Origin of the sequence: Aquitalea sp. USM4 (genome assembly GCF_004328945.1) — a bacterium.
Classification (GTDB): Bacteria; Pseudomonadota; Gammaproteobacteria; order Burkholderiales; family Chromobacteriaceae; genus Aquitalea; species Aquitalea pelogenes.
This window is the reverse complement of sequence record NZ_CP029539.1, coordinates 3,328,096-3,348,546: the sequence shown is the minus strand read 5'-3', so window position 1 is coordinate 3,348,546 and position 20,451 is coordinate 3,328,096. Positions and strand designations below refer to the sequence as shown.

At 64.7% G+C, this 20,451-nt stretch carries 15 protein-coding genes and 1 riboswitch; of the genes, 14 read left to right on the top strand and 1 reads right to left on the bottom strand.

What is annotated here, in order from left to right; genetic code table 11:
- Positions 1–133 precede the first annotated feature (133 nt).
- Together DKK66_RS15455 and DKK66_RS15450 are read left to right on the top strand one after the other, a co-directional pair.
- Complete coding sequence (locus DKK66_RS15455; RefSeq protein WP_062787153.1) at positions 134–637, top strand: molybdopterin-dependent oxidoreductase; 504 nt, start codon at positions 134–136, stop codon at positions 635–637.
- A 21-nt stretch (positions 638–658) separates the two neighbouring features.
- Positions 659–3,286 (top strand): response regulator, encoded by a 2,628-nt coding sequence (locus DKK66_RS15450; protein ID WP_131359516.1) that lies wholly within the window; start codon positions 659–661, stop codon positions 3,284–3,286.
- A 42-nt stretch (positions 3,287–3,328) separates the two neighbouring features.
- On the opposite strand, the gene DKK66_RS15445 is transcribed toward DKK66_RS15450, so the two are convergent.
- The gene (locus DKK66_RS15445) at positions 3,329–4,792 is read right to left on the bottom strand and encodes a cobyric acid synthase (RefSeq protein ID WP_131359514.1); all 1,464 of its coding nucleotides are present in this window, start codon (positions 4,790–4,792) and stop codon (positions 3,329–3,331) included.
- 113 nt (positions 4,793–4,905) lie between these two features.
- Between DKK66_RS15445 and cbiB the strand changes: the two genes are divergently transcribed.
- The 12 genes from cbiB (at position 4,906) to DKK66_RS15385 (ending at position 20,424) form a co-directional block, all read left to right on the top strand.
- Positions 4,906–5,847 carry an adenosylcobinamide-phosphate synthase CbiB gene (gene cbiB / locus DKK66_RS15440; RefSeq protein WP_131359512.1) on the top strand — a complete coding sequence of 314 codons (942 nt, stop codon included), beginning with the start codon at positions 4,906–4,908 and terminating at the stop codon, positions 5,845–5,847.
- Positions 5,840–6,826: a threonine-phosphate decarboxylase CobD gene (gene cobD / locus DKK66_RS15435; protein WP_131359510.1), complete on the top strand. Its 987-nt coding sequence runs from the start codon at positions 5,840–5,842 to the stop codon at positions 6,824–6,826. The genes cbiB and cobD overlap by 8 nt, the downstream gene beginning before the upstream one ends.
- A 42-nt stretch (positions 6,827–6,868) precedes the next feature.
- Positions 6,869–7,046: riboswitch (cobalamin riboswitch) on the top strand.
- 100 nt (positions 7,047–7,146) lie between these two features.
- On the top strand, positions 7,147–8,205 hold the full coding sequence (locus tag DKK66_RS15430; protein WP_045848307.1) for a HoxN/HupN/NixA family nickel/cobalt transporter: 1,059 nt from the start codon (positions 7,147–7,149) through the stop codon (positions 8,203–8,205).
- Between the two features lie 16 nt (positions 8,206–8,221).
- Complete coding sequence (locus DKK66_RS15425) at positions 8,222–8,551, top strand: ferredoxin (protein ID WP_131359509.1); 330 nt, start codon at positions 8,222–8,224, stop codon at positions 8,549–8,551.
- Complete coding sequence (locus DKK66_RS15420; protein WP_131359507.1) at positions 8,548–12,690, top strand: cobaltochelatase subunit CobN; 4,143 nt, start codon at positions 8,548–8,550, stop codon at positions 12,688–12,690. The genes DKK66_RS15425 and DKK66_RS15420 overlap by 4 nt, the downstream gene beginning before the upstream one ends.
- Entirely contained in the window at positions 12,687–14,633 is a 1,947-nt protein-coding gene (locus tag DKK66_RS15415; protein WP_131359505.1) for a putative cobaltochelatase, read from the top strand. Before DKK66_RS15420 ends, DKK66_RS15415 begins: the two co-directional genes overlap by 4 nt.
- Positions 14,634–14,643: 10 nt before the next feature.
- The gene (locus tag DKK66_RS15410; RefSeq protein WP_255434277.1) at positions 14,644–15,384 is read left to right on the top strand and encodes a cobalt-precorrin-7 (C(5))-methyltransferase; all 741 of its coding nucleotides are present in this window, start codon (positions 14,644–14,646) and stop codon (positions 15,382–15,384) included.
- Positions 15,381–16,952 (top strand): precorrin-8X methylmutase, encoded by a 1,572-nt coding sequence (locus DKK66_RS15405; protein WP_131359503.1) that lies wholly within the window; start codon positions 15,381–15,383, stop codon positions 16,950–16,952. The genes DKK66_RS15410 and DKK66_RS15405 overlap by 4 nt, the downstream gene beginning before the upstream one ends.
- Entirely contained in the window at positions 16,949–18,103 is a 1,155-nt protein-coding gene (gene cbiD, locus DKK66_RS15400) for a cobalt-precorrin-5B (C(1))-methyltransferase CbiD (RefSeq protein WP_131359501.1), read from the top strand. The genes DKK66_RS15405 and cbiD overlap by 4 nt, the downstream gene beginning before the upstream one ends.
- The gene (gene cobI / locus DKK66_RS15395; protein ID WP_131359498.1) at positions 18,096–18,827 is read left to right on the top strand and encodes a precorrin-2 C(20)-methyltransferase; all 732 of its coding nucleotides are present in this window, start codon (positions 18,096–18,098) and stop codon (positions 18,825–18,827) included. Before cbiD ends, cobI begins: the two co-directional genes overlap by 8 nt.
- Positions 18,824–19,663: a precorrin-4 C(11)-methyltransferase gene (gene cobM, locus DKK66_RS15390; RefSeq protein WP_131359496.1), complete on the top strand. Its 840-nt coding sequence runs from the start codon at positions 18,824–18,826 to the stop codon at positions 19,661–19,663. Before cobI ends, cobM begins: the two co-directional genes overlap by 4 nt.
- A complete protein-coding gene (locus DKK66_RS15385) occupies positions 19,660–20,424 on the top strand; it encodes a cobalt-precorrin 5A hydrolase (protein WP_131359494.1) in 765 nt (254 codons plus the stop codon). Before cobM ends, DKK66_RS15385 begins: the two co-directional genes overlap by 4 nt.
- Positions 20,425–20,451: the final 27 nt, after the last annotated feature.

The window sequence follows — 20,451 nt, the reverse complement described above, 5'->3', positions numbered from 1 at the left end:
AGCGGTCCCGACATGCGATGTCCCTGGCATCAAAGATGGCTTTTTCATTGGCAGCTTGTAGAATGCCTAACATCAAAGCAGCCTTTTTCCGTGATTTGTCATTAAAGCTGTTTAAACTCCAAGGAAAATGTCCATGGCAAAGATCCGCTACGCACTGATGCTGGCTTCCCTGCTGGCCTTGCAATCCACCCACGCACTGGCGCTGGACAAGACCACCGGTCACCCCATCGTCACCATTACCGGCCTGATCTCGGAAAAGAACAGCGGTGCGGATGCGCAATTTGACGCAGCCATGCTGGACAAGCTGCCGCAGGTAAAAATGACAGTGCCTACACCGTGGTATAAAGAAGAGCAGACTTTTGAAGGGCCGCTGTTCCGCGATGTGCTCAAGGCAGCCGGCAGCAAGGGCAGCAAGCTGTATGTGGTGGCGCTCAATGATTACGCTGCTGAAATTCCGCTGGCTGATCTGGAAAAATACGACGTGATCCTGGCTCGCAAGGTCAACGGCAAGGTGCTGACCGTACGCGACAAGGGTCCGCTGTTCGTGATGTACCCCTTCGACAAGAAGCCGGAACTGCGCACCAAGGAAATCTATTCCCGCTGCGTGTGGCAGGTTAACCGCATCCGCGTTGAATAAACCCCGTATCGGACATCGCCTGTGACTTTGTTTTCGCGCAAGACGCCGGTTCGCAATCAGGTCTGGCTGCTGGGCATCCTGCTGGTGGCTGCCCTGCTGGTAGTGGGCATGCTGTATCAGCGCCAGCAGTCGGAAATGAAGCGTTTTGCCGAACAGGGCCAGGACAATGTGGTGTGGGTGTATTCCCAGTTGGGCATCGACTACTACCGCACGCTGGGCGCAGCCAAGGTGGCCGAGGCCACCGGCAAGACCGCCGACCTGGACGAACTGCAACTGCGCTACAACATCCTGGTGTCCCGCATCAACCTGCTGCGCGAATACCGTTTCGCCGCGCTGTTTCCCAACAGCAGCTGGTATCAGCAGCAAATCGGCGCACTGGTCAGGCTGATCGCCCAGACCGACAAACAGCTCAATGCCGGCGATGGTTATTTCGATCGCCCCCAGGCCGTCGCCCTGTTGCAGCGGCTGGATGGCGTGGCCGACAACGTGCGCGAGCTGACGGTGGGTGCCAACACCCGCCTGACCGATGCGGCCAATCTCAGCAACCAGAGCCTGCAGGACATCAACACCACGGTTGCCATCACCGCGGCATTGCTGATGCTGGTGGCGGTACTGATTGCCGTACTGGCCTGGCGCAACCTGCGGCATAGCGAACACCGCCGCGAACAGGCCGAGGCGCTGAGCCGCAGGCTGGACCGTGCACTGGAACTGGCGGAAGCGGCCAATGTCGCCAAGGGGGCCTTCCTGGCCAATATGAGCCATGAAATCCGCACCCCGATGAACGGCATCATCGGCATGACCGAGCTGACGCTGGATACCGAACTGAATGCCGAACAGCGCGAATATCTGGAAGTGGTGAAGTCATCGGCCGATGCGCTGCTCACCATCATCAACGACATTCTGGACTTCTCCAAGATCGATGCCGGCAAGATGGTGCTCGAATCGCTGCCCTTCTCGCTACGCAGCCTGATCAGCCAGACCAGCTACCCCTTTGCCCTGAAAGCGGAAGAACGCGACCTGGAAGTCATCTGCCAGATTTCCCCGGAACTGCCGGACCGCGTCATCAGCGACCCGTCCCGCCTGCGCCAGGTGCTGAACAATCTGCTGGGCAATGCGGTGAAGTTCACCAAGCAGGGCGAAATCGTGCTCAGCGTCACCGGCCAGCAACAAACAGCCAGCCGCTACCTGATGACTTTTTCGGTACGCGATACCGGTATTGGCATTGCCCCGGAAAAGCAGCGTGTCATCTTTGACGCCTTTGCCCAGGCCGACAACAGCACCACCCGCCGCTATGGCGGCACCGGGCTGGGCCTGTCCATCACCCAGAAACTGGTGGGGCTGCTGGGCGGTGAAATCCATGTATCCAGCGTACCGGAGCAAGGCTCGGAATTTGTTTTCACCATTCCGCTGGAGCTGGCAACCGAGCAAGCCCCGGCCAGCACCCCGGCACAACTGGCCGGCCTGCGCGTGCTGGTATGCGATGACAACCCCACCAACCGCAGCTGGCTGGCGGCCCTGCTGAAAAACTGGGACATGCAGGCCACGCTGGCCGAGGACGGCTTTGCCGCCCTTGCCATCCTGCAGCAACAGTCCTTCGACCTTATCCTGCTGGATGGCCACATGCCGGGCATGTCCGGTTTCGATGTGGCACGCCAGCTGCAACAACAAGGCTGCCAGGCCGACATCATCATGCTCACCTCTTCCGGCGAGCGTGGCGATGGCCGCCGCTGCCAGGAACTGGGCATTGGCGGTTATCTGACCAAGCCGGTGCCGCAGGAAGAACTGCTGGCCACCATCTGCCAGCTGCGCGGCGAACCAGCCGACAACAGCGCCCAGCTGGTCACCCGCTACAGCGTGCGGGAGGTCAAACAGCAGCTGCATGTGCTGCTGGTGGAGGACAACGAAGTCAACCAGAAACTGGCACTGGCCATTCTCAGCCGCCGCGGCTGCACTGCCAGCGTGGCAGGTCACGGTGCCGAGGCGCTGGAACAGCTGCAAGCACACAGCTTCGACCTGGTGTTGATGGACATGCAGATGCCGGTAATGGACGGCCTGGAAGCCACCCGCGCATTACGCCAGCGTGAAGCCGAACAGCAACTGCCGCGCCTGCCGGTAATTGCCATGACCGCCAATGCCATGACCGGCGACCGGGAACGCTGCCTGGCTGCCGGCATGGATGGCTACGTCAGCAAGCCGGTGGATGCCCAGCGTCTGTTCGAGGAAATAGAACGGGTACTGAGTGGCGAGGGCACCCTGCCCCAGCATGCGGCACCGCAGGCCGAGGCCGCCGCCAGCGGCCAGCTGGACTACCAGAAAACCCTGGAAAACTGTGATGGTGATCAGGAATTCCTGCTCACCCTGCTGCAAACCTTTGTGCGCGATGCCCAGTTACGGCTGGAAAAACTGCAGCAGGCTGTCAGCCAGCAACGCATGACCGATATCGCCATGTTCTCCCATGCGCTGCGCGGGGCGGCGCTGTCGATTGGTGCGGCACCGTTTGCTGCCTTGTGTTACCGCATTGAATCCGCCGCCCAGCAGCAATCCGCAGCCGAACTGGAGCAATTGCTGCCCCAGTTGCTGGATTGCCATCAGGCCCTGCTGGTGGAAATCCACCCGTACCTGCCGCCGCAAGATGCCACAACTGGCTGACCACAGCAGGCCGATCAGGACAGGCCGATCAGGACTGGCCAATCAGGGCAGCCAGCGCGCCAGCGGTGTCAGGTCCAGATGCTGCTCCAGCATGTCGGCCAGCCGCTCGATATGTGCCTCGCGGATGGCCGGGTAGTCCAGCGGCTGCGGCGCAGCCAGCCCGGCCCATTGCAACAGCGCGGCCAGGCTTGCCGGTTGATCGAACACCCCGTGCAGATAGGTGGCCAGAATCTGGCCATCGGCGCTGATGGCCCCGTCGCAGCGGCCATCCTCCAGCCGCACCGCAGGCTGCGCCAGTGCCGCACCGGTACTGACCCCCATGTGGATTTCATAGCCGCTCACCGCTGCCGCACCCAGCGTCAGCTGGCCGTTCACCCGCGTCAGCTGCTTGTGCGTGGCCAGCGTGGTTTCCATCTCCAGCCAGCCCAGGCCGTCACTGCTGCCCGCCTCGCCTTCCAGCCCCAGCGGGTCGTGCAGCTGCTGGCCCAGCATTTGCAAACCGCCACAAATGCCGATCAGCTTGCCGCCATAGCGCAGGTGGCGGGCAATGGCCGCTTCCCAACCGGCAGCACGCAAGCTGGCCAGATCAGCCCGCACACTCTTGCTGCCGGGCAGGATGATCAGGTCGGCAGGCGGCAGCGGCTGACCGGGCTTGACCAGCAACAGCTCCACTTGCGGGTGCAGGCGCAGCGGGTCGAAATCGGTGTGATTACTGATGCGCGGCAACACCGGCACCACCACGCGCAGCGTTTGCTGCGGCGCATGTTCGCCTTGCGGACGATTGAGCGCCAGGCTGTCTTCCGCCTCGATATGCAGGCCATTCAGATACGGCAGTACGCCCAGCACCGGCTTGCCGGTGCGCTGCTCCACCCACTCCACGCCGGACTGCAGCAGCGCCGGGTCGCCACGGAAGCGATTGATCACCAGCCCCACCACCCGCGCGCGTTCGCTGTCGGACAGCAATTCCAGCGTGCCCACCAGATGGGCGAACACGCCGCCGCGCTCGATATCCGCCACCAGCACCACCGGGCAGTCCACTGCCTCGGCAAAGCCCATATTGGCGATATCTCCCTCGCGCAGATTGATTTCCGCCGGGCTGCCCGCCCCTTCCACCACGATGCACTGGTATTGCGTGGCCAGCCGGGCGTGCGACTGCAACACCGCCTGCATCGCCACCGGCTTGTAAGCGTGGTAGGACACCGCGTCCATATTGCCCACCGCCCGCCCCTGGATGATGAGCTGGGAACCGGTATTGCTATTGGGCTTGAGCAGCACCGGGTTCATGTCGGTATGCGGTTCCACGCCGCAGGCCAGCGCCTGCACCGCTTGCGAGCGGCCAATCTCGCCTCCATCCACCGTCACCGCACTGTTGAGCGCCATGTTCTGCGGCTTGAACGGGGCCACGCGCAGGCCGCGCCGGGCCAGCAAACGGCAGAAGCCGGTGGCGAAAGTGCTCTTGCCGGCATCCGAAGTGGTGCCCTGAATCATGATGGTTTTGGCAGACATGCTGTTCTCCGGCGCGCATTTTTTCGGGAAGCCCCCTAAAATGACGCTTTTTTCGACCATGGACAGCCAGCCATGCAGCTGTCCTGAAGCCGGCGATTATATAGGCGAGTGATGTGATTTCAGCTGTTTTTCTGTTTTTGGCCGTGGTGCTGGACCGCCTGCTGGGTGAGCCACGGCGCTGGCATCCACTGGTGGGTTATGGCTACCTGGTGCGCAAGGTGGAGCATGCACTTTACCCGGCCGTCCCCCAGGCCGAGCCGGTGTGGCGCATGCGTTTGCGTGGCGTGCTGGGCATCAGCCTGTTGCTGCTGCCATTGACCGGCCTTGCCTGCGGGCTGTCACGTTTACCGTGGATCGGGCAGCTGGCCTCGGTATTGCTGCTGTATCTGGCCATTGGCGCACAGAGCCTGCGTGAGCATGCGCAAGCCGTGCTGGATGCGCTGCGCGCTGGCGATCTGCCGCTGGCCCGCTACAAGGTGTCGATGATCGTCAGCCGCAACACCAGCGAACTGGACGAAACTGCGGTAGCGCGCGCCACCATCGAATCGGTGCTGGAAAACGGCAGTGATGCCATTTTTGCCGCCGTATTCTGGTTTCTGCTGCTGGGCGCACCCGGCGTGGTGCTGTACCGCGCCGCCAATACCCTGGACGCCATGTGGGGCTACCGCAACGAACGCTTTTTGCACTTTGGCTGGGCCGCCGCCCGCTTTGACGATGTGCTCAACCTGATTCCCGCCCGCCTCACCGCGCTGACTTACATCCTGCTGGGCCATACCCGTCAGGGCTGGCAATGCTGGCGCGCCCAGGCCCCCACCTGGTACAGCCCCAATGCCGGGCCGGTAATGGCCGCCGGTGCCGGTGCGCTGGGTGTGCTGCTGGGCGGTGCCGCCAGCTATCACGGCAAGCTGAAACAGCGCCCCACCCTGGGCCTGCAACGCCCGCCGGTGGCCGAGGACATCGCCCGCGCCATCGCGCTGGTACAGCGCAGCCTGTGGCTGTGGGTGGCGCTGGCCTTGCTGGCTGGCTTGCTCAACTGGAGTTTTTCTCATGCTTGAACACGGTGGCGGCATCCTGCGTGCCGCAGAGCAATACGGCATTGCGGTGGAAAACTGGCTGGACCTGTCCACCGGACTGAACCCGCAAGGCTGGCCGGTGCCGCCCATCAGCCCGCGCAGCTGGCAGCGCCTGCCAGAACAGGACGACGGGCTGGAACAAGCCGCGGCGGATTACTACGGCAGCCCGCTACTGCTGCCGGTGGCCGGTTCCCAGCCTGCCATCCAGCTACTTCCGACGCTGCGCCCGCCCTGCCGGGTGGGCATGCTGCCCTTGTGTTATGCCGAACACCCCTGGCACTGGGAACAGCACGGCCACACGCTAAGCCGTCATGCGCCCGAGGACATCGACACGGCGCTTGATGAACTGGACGTGCTGCTGCTGTGCCATCCCAACAACCCCACCGGCACCACCTTTTCCCGCGCCCGGCTGCAAGACTGGCGTGCCCGGCTGGCCAGCCGGGGCGGCTGGCTGGTCATCGACGAAGCCTTCATGGACGCCACACCGGAACACAGCCTGCTGGGTGATGTGGGCCTGCCGGGGCTGATTATCCTGCGATCAGTGGGCAAGTTCTTTGGCCTGGCTGGCGCGCGGGTGGGTTTTGTGTTTGCCTGGCCGGCCCTGCTGCAACAGCTGGCCGAAGCCATCGGGCCGTGGAGCATCAACGGCCCGGCGCGTGAAGTGGTGAAACTGGCCTTGCAGGACCACGTCTGGCAGCAAGCCATGTGCGGGCAACTGGCCCGCGACAGCCAGCGTTTGCAGCAGCTACTGCAAGACCACGGCCTGACTCCGGCAGGCGGCAGCCGCCTGTTCCAGTGGCTGCACGGGGCGTACTGCCCGGCCTTGTTCGACTTTCTGGCGAGCAAAGGCATTCTGGTGCGCCGCTTTGCCGATGGCCCCAGCCTGCGCCTTGGCCTTCCACCCGACGAAGCGGGCTGGCTGCGGCTGGAAACCGCACTTGGTCAATGGGAAAAGCCTTGAAAATCAGTCGGCAGAATTCCCATTTACCCGCTTGTCACGTATCATGCCCGCTTCCATGACGGTGCCCCATCGGGGTGAAACGGGAATGCGGTGAGACACCGCAGCTGCCCCCGCAACTGTAAGCGACGAGTCCGCATCACATGCCACCGGCCCATCCGGGAAGGCGATGCCGGGTAAAGAAGCGCGAGCCAGGAGACCGGCCGTCATACGTGTCGACGCAGGCTGAATCCGGGCGGGGTGTACCGGGGGATTGCACGATGCCGCCCACTGCCGGCGGACAGTGCCCTCGCTTGCGGCGACGTATCGTCTCCGAGGGCATCATGCAAGCAGATCTGCGTTCTTCCTTACCTTACAGCGGCAAGCGCCGCTCCCGTCATTTACTGGTGTTGCTGCCCTTGCTGGCAGCCAATCTGCTGGTATGGGCCTGGGCACTCACCGCCTTTGCCGACCACCCGGCCCAGCTGGGCACCGCCTTGCTGGCTTATCTGCTGGGCTTGCGCCATGCCGTGGATGCCGACCATATCGCCGCCATCGACAACACCGTGCGCAAGCTGATGCAGGAAAACCAGCAACCGCTGTGCGTGGGTTTTTTCTTTTCCATCGGTCATTCCCTGCTGGTGATTGCCGCGGTGGCTGCGGTGGTGTTTGCCACCCGTGCGCTGCAAGACCAGATCAACGGCTTCCGTGAAATCGGCGGGGCCATCAGCACCGGCATTTCCGCCTTTTTCCTGCTGGCGCTGGCCGCAATGAACCTGTCTGCGCTGCGCGGTATCTGGCACAGCTTCCGCCGCGCCCGCGCGGGTGAAGCCGTGTGTGACGAGCAGCTCAACATCCTGCTGGGCAACCGTGGCATGCTGTCGCGCCTGCTGCGGCCCTTGTTCCGCATGGTGAGCAAAAGCTGGCACATGCTGCCCATCGGCCTGCTGTTTGGCCTGGGTTTTGATACCGCCACCGAAATCGGCCTGTTTGCCATTGCCTCCTCGCAAAGCGCGGACGGCATTCCCTTGTGGAACATCATGGTGTTTCCGGTGCTGTTTGCCGCCGGCATGGCATTGGTGGACACGCTGGACAGCATGCTGATGGTGGAAGTGTACGGCTGGGCATTCATCAACCCCATCCGCAAGCTGTGGTACAACCTCACCATCACCCTGGTGTCGGTACTGGTGGCCGTGTGCATAGGCGGGCTGGAAACCCTGGGCCTGATTGCCGACAAGCTGAAGCTGAGCGGCGGCGCCTGGGATGTGGTGGCCATGCTCAACGACAATCTGGCCCACTTCGGCTATTTCGTGGTGGCCTTGTTTGCCCTCACCTGGGCGCTGTCCGCCGCCATCTACAAGTGGAAACGTTTTGACACCCTGCCCGGCCAACAGGCTGGGTGATTGCCGCGAGAACCGCATGCGACTGCATTACAAACACGTGCTGATGTGTACCGGCCCGCGCTGTACCGAAAACGGCCAGCAGGCCGAGGCCATGTTCAAGCAACTGGGCCAGGCCATTGACGCCTGCGACGGTCTGAAGGTGAAACGCACGCGCAGCCATTGTTTTGCCGTGTGCAAGGAAGGCCCCATCATGGTGGTTTACCCGGAGGGCGTGTGGTATCGCAAGGTGGATGCCAGTGCAGTACAGCGCATTGTCAGCGAGCACCTGCAAGGCGGCACACCAGTGGAACCCCTGATTTTCCATCGCCTGGGCACGGGCGATGTCGGCACGGAAAGCCCGCAATGACGCATGACAATACTGGCGGCATCGTGCTGCTCAGCCATGCCGGCACCGACCTTACCGCGCTGGGCCGCGTCCACTGGCCGCAGGATTTCAGCCCGGTGTCCGGCCTTGCCCTGCAACACATCGCCGATGAAAACCAGATGCAGCAGTTGCTGGACGGCCCGCTGGCCAGCGCCCGCATCCTGCTGCTGCGCGTACTTGGCCGGGTGCAGGCCATCCCCGCTTTCGATGCCCTGCGCCAGCAGGCGCTGGCACGACGACAGGCGCTGATCATCCTCAGCGGCACCGGCGAGCCGGACCCGGAACTGGCCGCCCTCAGCACCGTCCCCCCGGCCATCCAGCAGGATGCCAATGCCTACCTGCAAGCCGGTGGCAGCAGCAATATGGCGCAGCTGATGCGCTATCTGTCCGACCGCCTGTTGCTCACCGGCCACGGCTACCTGCCGCCAGCCGCACTGCCGGAACACGGCCTGTATCACCCGGAACTGTCCGACGGCTGCAGCCTGGATGACTGGTGTGAAATTCGCCAGCCCGGCTGGCCCACGGTGGCCATCAGCTTCTACCGCGCCCACTGGCTGAGCGGCAACACCCGCTTCATCGACATGCTGGTGGACATGCTGGCCGAGCGGCAGATCAACGCGCTGCCGCTGTTTACCTCCTCGCTGCGCAGCCAGGATGAGCAGGGCCTGCCTGCTGCGCTGCAATTGCTGCGCGACCCGCGTGCCGGCCAGCCCTGCGTGCTCATCAACACCACCTCCTTTGCCATGGGCGAAGTGAATGCCGAAGGGGCCACCCAGGCCAGCTGGGCAGTAGAAGCCTTCGAACAGCTGGACATCCCGGTGCTGCAAGCCATCACCAGCAGCATGACCCAGGCGCAGTGGGAAGCATCCGAACGCGGGCTGAACCCGCTGGACACCGCCATGAATGTGGCGCTGCCGGAATTCGACGGCCGCATCATCGGCGTGCCGGTATCGTTCAAGCCGGAAGACCCGGCCAGCAGCGACTACCAGCCACTGCCGGACCGCATGCGCCGTCTGGCCGGCATTGCCGCCCGGCTGGCACGGCTCAAGCACACCCCGGCGGCGGACAAGCGGGTAGCCTTTATTTTTACCAACTCCAACAGCAAGGCCTCGCAAGTGGGCAATGCGGTGGGGCTGGATTCCGCCGCCTCGCTGTATGCACTGCTGCAGGCGATGCAGGCCGATGGCTACCGGATAGGCCCGCTGCCGGAGAGCAGCGACGCGCTGATGCACAGCCTGATCGACCGCGGCTGTTACGACACCGACTACCTGAGCGCCGAGCAACTACGCAATGCCGTGGCCCGCGTGCCGCTGGCGCGTTACCAGACATGGTTTGCCGAACTGCCCGCCCCGCTGCAACAACGCATGCTGGAACGCTGGGGCGCAGCACCCGGCACGGCCTATGTGGATGGCGACCAGCTGGTATTTGCCGGCATGGAGCTGGGCAATGCCTTTGTCGCGCTGCAACCGCCACGTGGCTATGGCATGGACCCGGACGCCATCTACCACACGCCGGACCTGCCGCCCACCCATCACTACTACGCGTTGTACTGCTGGCTGCGCGACGAATGGCAGGCCGACGCCATTGTCCACGTGGGCAAGCACGGCACGCTGGAATGGCTGCCGGGCAAGGGCGTGGGCGTGTCGGAGCACTGCTTCCCCGACGCGCTGCTGGGCGACATGCCCATGTTCTACCCCTTTATCCTGAACGATCCGGGTGAAGGCTCGCAGGCCAAGCGTCGCGCCCATTCGGTGATCATCGACCACCTGACCCCGCCGATGACCACCGCCGACACCTACGGCCCGCTGGCCCAGCTCACCCAGCTGGTAGACGAGTACTACCAGGTGGAAATGCTGGACCCGAACAAGCTGCCACTGTTGCAGCAGCAAATCTGGGACCTGATCAAGGAAGCAAAGCTGGATAGCGATCTGGCTGCCATGCTGGGGCACGACCATCATCACCATGATGAACATGAGCACGACCATGACGACCATCACCACGGCCATGATCATGCCCACCCGCATGCGCCCAAGGCAGCGCCAGCGGGCTATCGTCTGAGCCAGCCAGCCAAAGCCGGGAAAGCGACGCCAGCCAAGGCAGCCGGCATGCAGTTCCGCCCGGTGGCCAAGGGCGCAGCGCACAGCCATGGCGCACATGATCATCACCATCATGACCATGGGCATCATCACCATGGACACGGGCACCATCACCACGACCATGATCATGATCATCACGATCACGGCCACGACCATGCCCACGAATGGGATAACACACTGAACGCCGACGGCGTGCCGCTGACGCTGGCCAAGATGGAGGGCGTGGACGTGGCCCACCTGATCGAGGATATCGACGGCTATCTGTGCGAACTGGGCGCGGCGCAAATCCGCGACGGCCTGCACATTCTCGGTCAGGCCCCGCAGGGCGAGGCACTGGTGGACATGCTGTGCGCCCTCACCCGCCTGCCCAACCTGGCTGTGCCCAGCCTGCCCGCCAGCGTGGCCGCCGCGCTGGGGGTGGAGTGGGAGGCATTGCAGGACGACAAGGGCCGCCGCCTGGAAAACGTGCCCGCCCCGCTGGAAATGAGCAGCCCGCAACTGCTGCACACCCGCAGCGATGCCATCGACCACATCAACCAGCTGGCCCGCCAGCTGGTGGCCCGCTTGCTGGCCCCGGTCAGCTCGCCGCTGCCCGCCATCATTGCCGCCGTATTGCCGCAGGCCGGTAACAGCCAGGCCCTGCAACAGGTGCTGGCCTATATCCAGCGCGAACTGCTGCCCAATCTGGCGCGCACCCACGAGGAAATCGACAACCTGCTGCGCGGTCTGGCCGGTGGGTATGTGCCGGCAGGCCCCAGCGGCGCGCCCACCCGTGGCATGGCGCACATCCTGCCTACCGGACGCAATTTCTATTCGGTAGACCCGCGCGGCCTGCCCTCGCAAGCTGCCTGGCAGGTGGGCAGCCAGCTGGCCAATGAAATGCTGGCGCGCCATCGCAAGGAAACCGGCAGCTATCCGGAATCGGTCAGCATCAGCGTGTGGGGTACCAGCGCCATGCGCACCCATGGCGACGATATTGCCGAAATCCTCGCCCTGCTGGGCGTGCGTCCGCGCTGGCAGGCCGAAAGCCGCCGTGTGGCCGGTATCGAGGTGATTCCGCTGGCCGAGCTGGGCCGCCCGCGCATTGACGTCACGGTGCGCATCAGCGGCTTTTTCCGCGATGCCTTCCCGCAGCTGATTGCGCTGGTGGACGACGCAGTGCAGGCGGTGGCCATGCTGGACGAAGACCCGGCCGACAACTACCTGCGCAAGCATTATCTGGACGATATGCGCCAGCAGTTGCTGCAAGCCCTGCCCGACCACGCCGCCGAACCGGCGCTGCTACGCATCTTCGGTGCCAAGCCCGGCAGCTACGGTGCCGGCATTCTGCCCTTGATCAACGAGCAGAACTGGCAGACCGATGCCGACTTCGCCACCGCCTACCTCAACTGGGGCGGCTATGCCTATGGCCGCCACGTGCAGGGGGCCGATGCGCGCGACGCGCTGCGCCATCGCCTGTCCGGCGTGGAAGTGGCACTGCACAATCAGGACAATCGCGAACACGACATCTTCGACAGCGACGACTACCTGCAGTACCACGGCGGCATGATTGCCACCATCCGCAGCCTGACCGGCCGTCAGCCGCGCGCCTTCTTTGGCGACAGCCATAACCCGGACCAGCCGCAAGTGCGCGGGCTGAAGGAAGAAGTGCTGCGCGTGTTCCGCTCGCGCGTGGCCAACCCCAAGTGGATTGCCAGCATCCAGCAGCACGGCTACAAGGGCGGGCTGGAACTGACCGCCACCGTGGACTACCTGTTCGGCTACGATGCCACCGCCCATGTGGTGGACGACTGGGTATACGAGGAACTGGCCGCCCGCTACGCGCTGGACCCGGCCATGCAGCAGTTTTTTGCCGACAGCAACCCGTGGGCGCTCAATGCCATCAGCGAACGCCTGCTGGAAGCCGCCCAGCGCCAGCTGTGGCAGCAGCCCAGGCCGGAAACCCTGGCCGCGCTGCAACAACTGCATCTGAATAGCGAAGCCATGCTCGAAGCGCGTGGCGAACATCCGCAAGGCCGCTCATGAAACAGATTTATCCGTTTGCCGCCATCGTCGGTCAGGAACAACTGAAGCAGGCGCTGCTGCTGTGTGCGGTCGACCCGAGCATAGGCGGTGTGCTGATCCGTGGTGACAAGGGCAGTGCCAAGAGCACCGCTGCACGCGGGCTGGCGGCCATTTTGCCGCCCATCCGCCGCGTGCCGGGCTGTGCCTTTAACTGCGACCCGGCCTCTCCCCTGCCCGAATGCAGCTGCTGTCAGGGCGAACACGCGGTGGCGGAAGATGCTGCTATTCCCTTCGTCAACCTGCCGCTGGGTGCCAGCGAAGACCGCGTCCTGGGCAGCCTGGACTTTGAACAGGCACTCAAGCAGGCCCGCCAGGCGTTCAAGCCCGGCCTGCTGGCCAATGCCCACCGCGGCCTGCTGTACATCGACGAAGTGAACCTGCTGGCCGACCATCTGGTAGACGTGCTGCTGGACGTGGCCGCCATGGGCGTCAACACCGTGCAGCGTGAAGGCCTGTCCATCAGCCACCCGGCGCGCATCACCTTGCTGGGCACCATGAACCAGGAAGAAGGCGAACTGCGCCCGCAACTCTTGGACCGCTTCGGCCTGATGGTGGACGTCAGCGCCCCGCGCGATGCCGCCATCCGCAGCGAGGTGGTACGCCGCCGCCTGGCTTTCGAAGCCGACCCGCAGGCTTTTGCCGCCCGCTGGCAGGCCGATGGCAGCGCGCTGCAGGAGCAGATTCGTCAGGCCCAGGCCATGCTGGCCACGGTGACGGTGAGCGAGCACCTGTTCGACTTCATCAGCCAGTTGTGCTGCGAATTCGAAGTGGCCAGCCTGCGCGCCGACATCGTGCTGCACAAGGCGGCACGGGCACTGGCCGCGCTGGATGCGCGGGCACAGGTCAGCGCCGAAGACATCCGCAATGCCGCCATGCTGGTGCTGCCGCACCGCCGCCGCCGCAAGCCTTTCGAGCAAAGCGGGCTGGATCAGGACAAGCTGGACGAGCTGACGCAGCAAGCGCAAAATCCGCCGCCGCCCGCCAGCGCAGCCGATGACGCCGCCACCACAGAACAACAGCCGGGCGAGCAGCAAGACACGCCCGCTGACGACGAGCAGGACCAGCAGTCACCAGCAGATAACGGCAGCGAACAGGTGTTTGCCGCCCGCGCACCGCAGGACATCGGCACCATCCGCCTGGCCAGCCACAGCAGCGATAGCGAGGCCAGCGGCCGCCGCAGCACGGTGCTGAATGCACGGCGGGGTCACAGCGTGCGCGCCGTGCCCAGTACCCAGCCGCAGGCCCTGGCACTGGACGCCACCCTGCGCCATGCCATCCAGCGTAATCCGGCGGAATTTGCCGTCACCCGCGCCGACCTGCACAACAAGGTGCGCACGGCAAAACAGGGCAATCTGATCGTGCTGGTGGTGGACGCCTCCGGCTCCATGGCCGCCCAGCAGCGCATGGAACAGGTAAAGGGCACGGTACTCAGCCTGCTGCAGGACGCCTACCAGCGCCGCGACCAGATTGCCGTCATCGCCTTCCGTGGCCGTCAGGCCGAGCTGGTGCTGCCGCCCACCCGTCAGGTGGAACAGGCCGAACAGGCGCTGCACGCGCTGCCCACCGGTGGCCGCACCCCGCTGCCGCATGCATTGCAACTGGCTGCCACCACGCTGGGCCGTCAGGGCGCGCAGGGCCTATCGCCGCTATTGGTAGTGCTGAGCGACGGCCGCGCCAATGTGGCGCTGGGCGAAGACCATGCCGACCCGTGGCAGCAAAGCCTGCAACTGGCGGGCGAGCTGGCCGACGCCGCCATTCCAGCGCTGGTACTGGATACCGAACAAGCTTATGTGAAGCTGGGCCGCGCCCGCGAGCTGGCCCAGGCCATGCGGGCGGAATACCTGCCGTGCGAGCAGCTGTCCAGCGAACAACTCACCATCACGATTCAGGCGCGACTGGGCTGATGCCGTCGCGCTGCATAAAGGAACAGACATGATTATCTGCATCGGTGCCGGTCCCGGCGATATCGGCTACCTGCCACGCCGCTCGGCCGACCTCATTGCCAATGCCGACGTCGTCGCCGGTTTCAACGCCGTCATCGACGTGGTGCGCCCGCTGATTCCGGACAGCGCCCAGGTCATCCAGATGGGTTACCGCGACCAGGTGGCCCAGCTGGACGAAGTGGCCAAACTGCACCACGCCGGCAAGAACTGCGTGGTGGTATTCATGGGCGACATCCATTTCAGCGGCTTCCAGTATCTGGAACGGGTGGAACGCGCCTGCGGCCACCCGGTGGAAACCATGCCCGGCCTGTCCTCGGCCCAGGTATTGGCCTCGCGTGCCAAGGTGTGTTTTGACGAAACCACCTTCATCACCTTCCACCGCCGTGGCGACCTCACCCCGTTCAAGCGCCATCTGGTGCATGTGCTGCAAGACCAGCGCAATGCCATCGTGATTCCCTGTCCCTGGGACGAAGCGCGCTCCTTCATGCCCTGGCATATCGCTGCCTACCTGCTGGAAAACGGCATTCCGGCCGACCAGCAGGTAGAAGTGTGGGAAAACCTCACCCGTGGTGAAGCCGAATGGCACGGCACGCTGGCCGAGTGCGCCGAACACCGCTGCTCGGACATGAGCATCATGCTGATCCGCACCAAAACGCCGATGGCCAGCCAGATCGAGCCCAGCCATCTGCCCACGCCGGAGCAGGCGCAATGAGCACGCAGGACTACAGCATCGTGCTGGCCGGGCATGGCAGCCGCGACCCGGCCGGTATCGCCGAATTCATGTCGCTGGTTGAGCTGATGCGCCAGCGTGCACCGCAGCGCCGTATCTACCACGGCTTTCTGGAATTCGCCACGCCCACCATCGACCAGGCGGTGGCAGAAGCCATTGCCGATGGTGCCAAGACGGTGGTGATGACCCCCGGCGTGCTGCTGGCCGCTACCCATGCCAAGAACGACATGCCCAGCGAACTGCTGGCGCTGCAACAGGAACACCCGGACACCGCCTTCCACTTTGGCGCGGCCATGGACCTGCACCCACGCCTGCTGGAGCTGTGCCGCCTGCGCATCATCGAGGCCGAGGCACGTTCAACGCGCACCGTAGCGCGTGGCGACAGCTGCCTGGTGGTGGTGGGCCGTGGTACCACCGACCCGGACGCCAACTCGGAAATCGCCAAACTCACCCGTATGCTGGAAGAAGGCATGGGCTTTGGCGCATCCTTTGTCTGCTATTCCGGCACCGCGCGCCCGCTGGTGGCCGATGGCCTGAAAGCGGCCAGCCTGCTGGGCTTTGAGCGCATCGTGGTGCTGCCTTACTTCCTGTTCGATGGCGTGCTGGTCAAGCGCATTTACGGCGCGGTGGACGATCTGGCCGCGCGCTGCCCGGACATCGAAGTGCTGGCCGCGCCTTATCTGGGCGTGCACGAACATGTGGCCGAGGTATTTCTGGAGCGGGCGCAGGAAGGCGTGGAAGGCCGCGCCAGCATGAACTGCTCGCTGTGCAAATACCGGGTGCAGATCATCGGTTTCGAACAGCAAGTGGGCACGCCGCAACAAGGCCATCACGGCAAGGTGCGCGGCCTGCTGGCCAAGGACAACACCCCTGCCGCCGCGCCCGCCTGGCCGCCCTATGTGCCGCACCCCATCGAGGCGGAAAGCATGCGCATCATCCGCGAGGGGCGTGACTGGTCCGCCTTTCCGGCAGAACAGCACACCGCGCTGCACCGGCTGGTGCACACCACCGGCGACTTCAGCAGCGTGGACGAGCTGTTTTTCTCCCCCGGCGCAGCCGCCATCGGCATGCGCGCCCTGCTGCGCTGCCGCCGCATCGTCACCGATGTCACCATGGTGGAAACCGGCCTCAAGCGCGCGGTACTGCAACAGCTGGAGGTGGAAACCTGGTGCGGCGTGCACGACCCGGAAACCTATCTGCTGGCCGAGGCCCACGGCCTCACCCGCTCTGCTGCCGGCATCCGCCGCGCCTGGGAAAAGTTTGGCAATGACGTGATCGTCGCCATTGGCGACGCGCCCACTGCCATCATGGAACTGGTACGGCTGGTGCGCGAACACGGCTGGCGGCCACAACTGGTGGTAGGACTGCCGGTGGGCTTTGTCGGCACCCGCGAATGCAAGGACGCGCTGCGCGGCCTGCTGCAAGTGCCGCGCATCACCAATAGCGGCACCCGTGGCGGCTCGCCGTGGGCGGCTACCATCGTCAATGCGCTGATGATTGACGCCATCGGCCATGTTTACCAGCAGCAACAGGCAGCGCAAGAGGCATGACCCACGAACGGCGCGTCCCCTACGACCTGACGGTGCCGGCCCCCAACGGCCTGCGCCGCGGTCGCACCACCGGCAGCTGTGCCACGGCGGCAGTGAAAGCCGCGCTGGCCTGCCTGCTGGACGGGGTGCGCGCCAGCGAAGTGGACATCAGCCTGCCCGACCCGGACTACTACCTCAGCGTGCCGATACAGGCGGTGGACCTGCTGGATGAACACACCGCGCGCGCCGAAGTGCTGAAAGACGGTGGCGACGACCCGGACAACACCCACGGCGCCACCATCTTTGCCGAGGTGCGATGCAATGGCAGCGGCCAGCTGCGTTTTATCGCCGCCGAAGGCGTGGGCACGGTCACCCTGCCCGGCCTGCGCATTCCTCCGGGCGAACCGGCCATCAACCCGGTACCACGGCAGATGATGCAGTGGGCGATGGCCGAGGTGCTGGCCGGCCGTGCCGACCCCGGTTTTGACCTGGCCATCGGCTGCGTGGAGGGCGGGCGCATTGCCAAACGCACCTTCAATCCGATGCTGGGCATCGTCGGCGGCATTTCCATCCTGGGCACCAGCGGCATTGTCGAGCCGATGTCACTGGCAGCCTGGATGGCTTCCATCGAGGTGTATATCCGCGTGGCGCTGGGCGATCTGCCTGCCGCCATCGCCTTCACCCCCGGCAAGATAGGCCGAGGCTACGCCGCCGACGTACTGGGCCTGCCGAAAAAGCAGGTGGTGCAGATTGCCAACTTTGTCGGCAGCTCGCTGGAACAGGCCGAAACCATCCTGCAGGAACAAGGCCGGGTGCTGGACACACTGTGGGTGCTGGGCCACCCCGGCAAGCTGGCCAAGCTGCTGGACCCCACGGTATGGGACACCCACTCCGGCAAAAGCGGCATGGCCATGGGCGATGTGGCACAACTGGCGCAGGAACTGGGCCTGAGCGCGGCGCTGGTACAGGCCATCCGCCAGGCCAATACGGTGGAAAACATCGTGCAGATATTGCAAGGCCATCCGCAGGCGCAAGCCTTCTGGATGGAGATAGAACAGCGGGTATCCACCCGCATGCACAGCCGACTGCCCAGCGCCCGCCGCGTGGCAGTGCGGCTGTTCAGCATGGACGGCACGCCGCTGGGCGCAGCCGCCGGAGACACACATGAGTGAACTGGGACATTTCATTGGCGTGGGCGTAGGCCCGGGCCAGGCCGGGCTGATACCGGTGGCTGCGCTGCAGGCATTGCAGCAGGCCGACATCATCTACCTGCCGCGCGCACGTGGCAGCGAGCAATCGGTGGCACAGCAATGTCTGGCCGGCCTGCCCGTCGACGCCAGCAAATTCCGTGACGTGGAATTCATCATGGACCCGGACCGCAGCCTGCTGGCCGACCACTACGCCGCGCTGGCTGCCAGCGTGGCTGCCGAACTGGAGCAAGGCCATAACGTGGCCTATCTCACCATCGGCGACAGCATGACCTACTCCACCTACGGCTACCTGCTGGCCGCGCTGCGCGAACGCCTGCCCGGCCTTGCCCACACCACCTTTCCCGGTGTCACCAGCTTTGCCGCCACCGCCTCGGCGCTGTCCTGGCCGCTGGGTGAAGGCAAGGAACGCATGCTGATTCTGCCCTGCCCGGACGACATGGCCGCGCTGGAAGCGGACATCGCCAGCCACGACATCGTGGTGCTGATGAAAATCGGCCAGCGTCTGCCGGACGTACTGGCCCTGCTGTCGCGGCTGGGTATTGCCCAGCATTGTGCCTTTGCCCGCCGCATCGGCCTGAGCGATGAAATCCTGTGTCCGGATGTCAGCCAGCTGGACGCCTCGGCCAGCGGTTACCTGGCCACCATGCTGATCCGCCGTCAGGCGAGAGAGAAACGTCATTCATGAAAGTCTATTTCATTGGTGCCGGCCCCGGTGCCGCCGACCTGATCACCCTGCGCGGCGCGCGCCTGTTGGGTAGTTGCGGCATGGTGCTGTACGCCGGTTCGCTAGTGCCCACCGACATGCTGCAGCATTGCAGTGAAGGTGCCGAAATCCTCGACACCGCCGAACTGTCGCTGGACCAGCAGGAAGACTGCTACCGCCGCGCCCAGGCCGCCAATATCGACGTAGCGCGGTTGCACTCCGGCGACCCGGCCATCTACGGCGCCACCGCCGAACAAATGCGCAGGCTGGAAGCGCTGGGTATTGAATACGAAATCGTCCCCGGCGTGTCGTCCTTCACCGCAGCCGCCGCCGCACTGGGCAGCGAGCTGACCCGCCCGGCCATCTCGCAGTCCATCATCCTCACCCGCGTCTCCGGCCGCGCCAGCGCGGTGCCGGAGCTGGAATCCATCGCCCGCTTTGCCGAACACCAGGCCACCATGTGCATCTTCCTGTCCGGCCAGCGGCTGAAATACACCGTGGCCGACCTGCTGCTGCACTACCCGCCGGACACCCCGGTGGCACTGGTGCGCCGCGCCAGCTGGCCGGACCAGTCCATCCATCGCAGCACGCTGGGCAAGCTGCTGGAAGAGGTCAAACAGAAAGACTGGCTGCTCACCACCCTGCTGCTGGTGGGTGCTGCACTGTCGCGCGAAGGCGGGGTGGAATCCAGCCTGTACGCCGCTGGTTTCACGCATATTTTCCGCGATGGCACCGACCGCAAAACCCCGCGCCCCAGCAAGCGCAAGCCGGAACTGGCAGCACAATCGGAACAGGACCCGGAGCAGCTAGCCTCGTGAGCCACACCGCCATCTGGACAGTACGCGAATCGGCGCTGCCGCTGGCGCGGCAACTGGCCCGCGCGCTGGACGCCACCCTCTACCAGCCCTGGCAACAGCCGGATGACAACGCGCGCCAGCAATTTGCTGCTGTCTTCCACCAGCACCGCCAATGGGTATTGCTGATGGCCAGCGGCATTGCCGTGCGCTATCTGGATGGCCTGCCACAAAGCAAACTCACCGACCCGGCGGTGGTGGTGCTGGACGAAGCCGCGCGCTTTGCCATCCCGCTGCTGTCCGGCCACGAAGGCGGTGCCAATTCGCTGGCCTACCACGTCGCCCGCCTGACCGGTGCCACCCCTGCCATCACCACGGCCACCGAAGCACTCAAGCCGCTGACGCTGGGCATAGGCTGCCGCCGTGGCAAGAGCGCCGACGCCATCGAACAGGCTGTGTTGCAGGCACTGGCCGGACGCAGCCTCAATGACGTGCGCGAAGTAGCCACCATCGACCTGAAGGCCGATGAAACCGGCCTGCTGGAATTCTGCGCCCGTCATGCGCTGCCCTTGCGCGTCATTGCCCGCAACGACGTGGCGGCCCGCGGCTGGACCGGCCAGCCATCCGCCTGGGTGCAGCAGAACGTGGGGGTGGACGGGGTGTGCGAACCCTGCGCCTTGATTGCCAGCCCGCGCGGGCGGCTGCTGGTGCCGAAAATAGCGCGTGAGGGGGTGACGGTGGCGGTGGTGGAAGATGGGGTTGCTGATTTTGGCGCAGGTGGATGAGGGATTTGTATCCGCTAAGGGTGGCTC

What these genes read in the sequence shown, in the direction of transcription:
- DKK66_RS15405 (WP_131359503.1), top strand. Translation starts at nt 15,381, where the DNA reads ATGAGCACGCAGGACTACAGCATCGTGCTGGCCGGGCATGGCAGCCGC.
- DKK66_RS15455 (WP_062787153.1), top strand. Translation starts at nt 134, where the DNA reads ATGGCAAAGATCCGCTACGCACTGATGCTGGCTTCCCTGCTGGCCTTG.
- DKK66_RS15445 (WP_131359514.1), bottom strand. Translation starts at nt 4,792, where the DNA reads ATGTCTGCCAAAACCATCATGATTCAGGGCACCACTTCGGATGCCGGC.
- cobM (WP_131359496.1), top strand. Translation starts at nt 18,824, where the DNA reads ATGAAAGTCTATTTCATTGGTGCCGGCCCCGGTGCCGCCGACCTGATC.
- cobI (WP_131359498.1), top strand. Translation starts at nt 18,096, where the DNA reads ATGAGTGAACTGGGACATTTCATTGGCGTGGGCGTAGGCCCGGGCCAG.
- DKK66_RS15420 (WP_131359507.1), top strand. Translation starts at nt 8,548, where the DNA reads ATGACGCATGACAATACTGGCGGCATCGTGCTGCTCAGCCATGCCGGC.
- cbiD (WP_131359501.1), top strand. Translation starts at nt 16,949, where the DNA reads ATGACCCACGAACGGCGCGTCCCCTACGACCTGACGGTGCCGGCCCCC.
- DKK66_RS15425 (WP_131359509.1), top strand. Translation starts at nt 8,222, where the DNA reads ATGCGACTGCATTACAAACACGTGCTGATGTGTACCGGCCCGCGCTGT.
- cobD (WP_131359510.1), top strand. Translation starts at nt 5,840, where the DNA reads ATGCTTGAACACGGTGGCGGCATCCTGCGTGCCGCAGAGCAATACGGC.
- DKK66_RS15415 (WP_131359505.1), top strand. Translation starts at nt 12,687, where the DNA reads ATGAAACAGATTTATCCGTTTGCCGCCATCGTCGGTCAGGAACAACTG.
- DKK66_RS15430 (WP_045848307.1), top strand. Translation starts at nt 7,147, where the DNA reads ATGCAAGCAGATCTGCGTTCTTCCTTACCTTACAGCGGCAAGCGCCGC.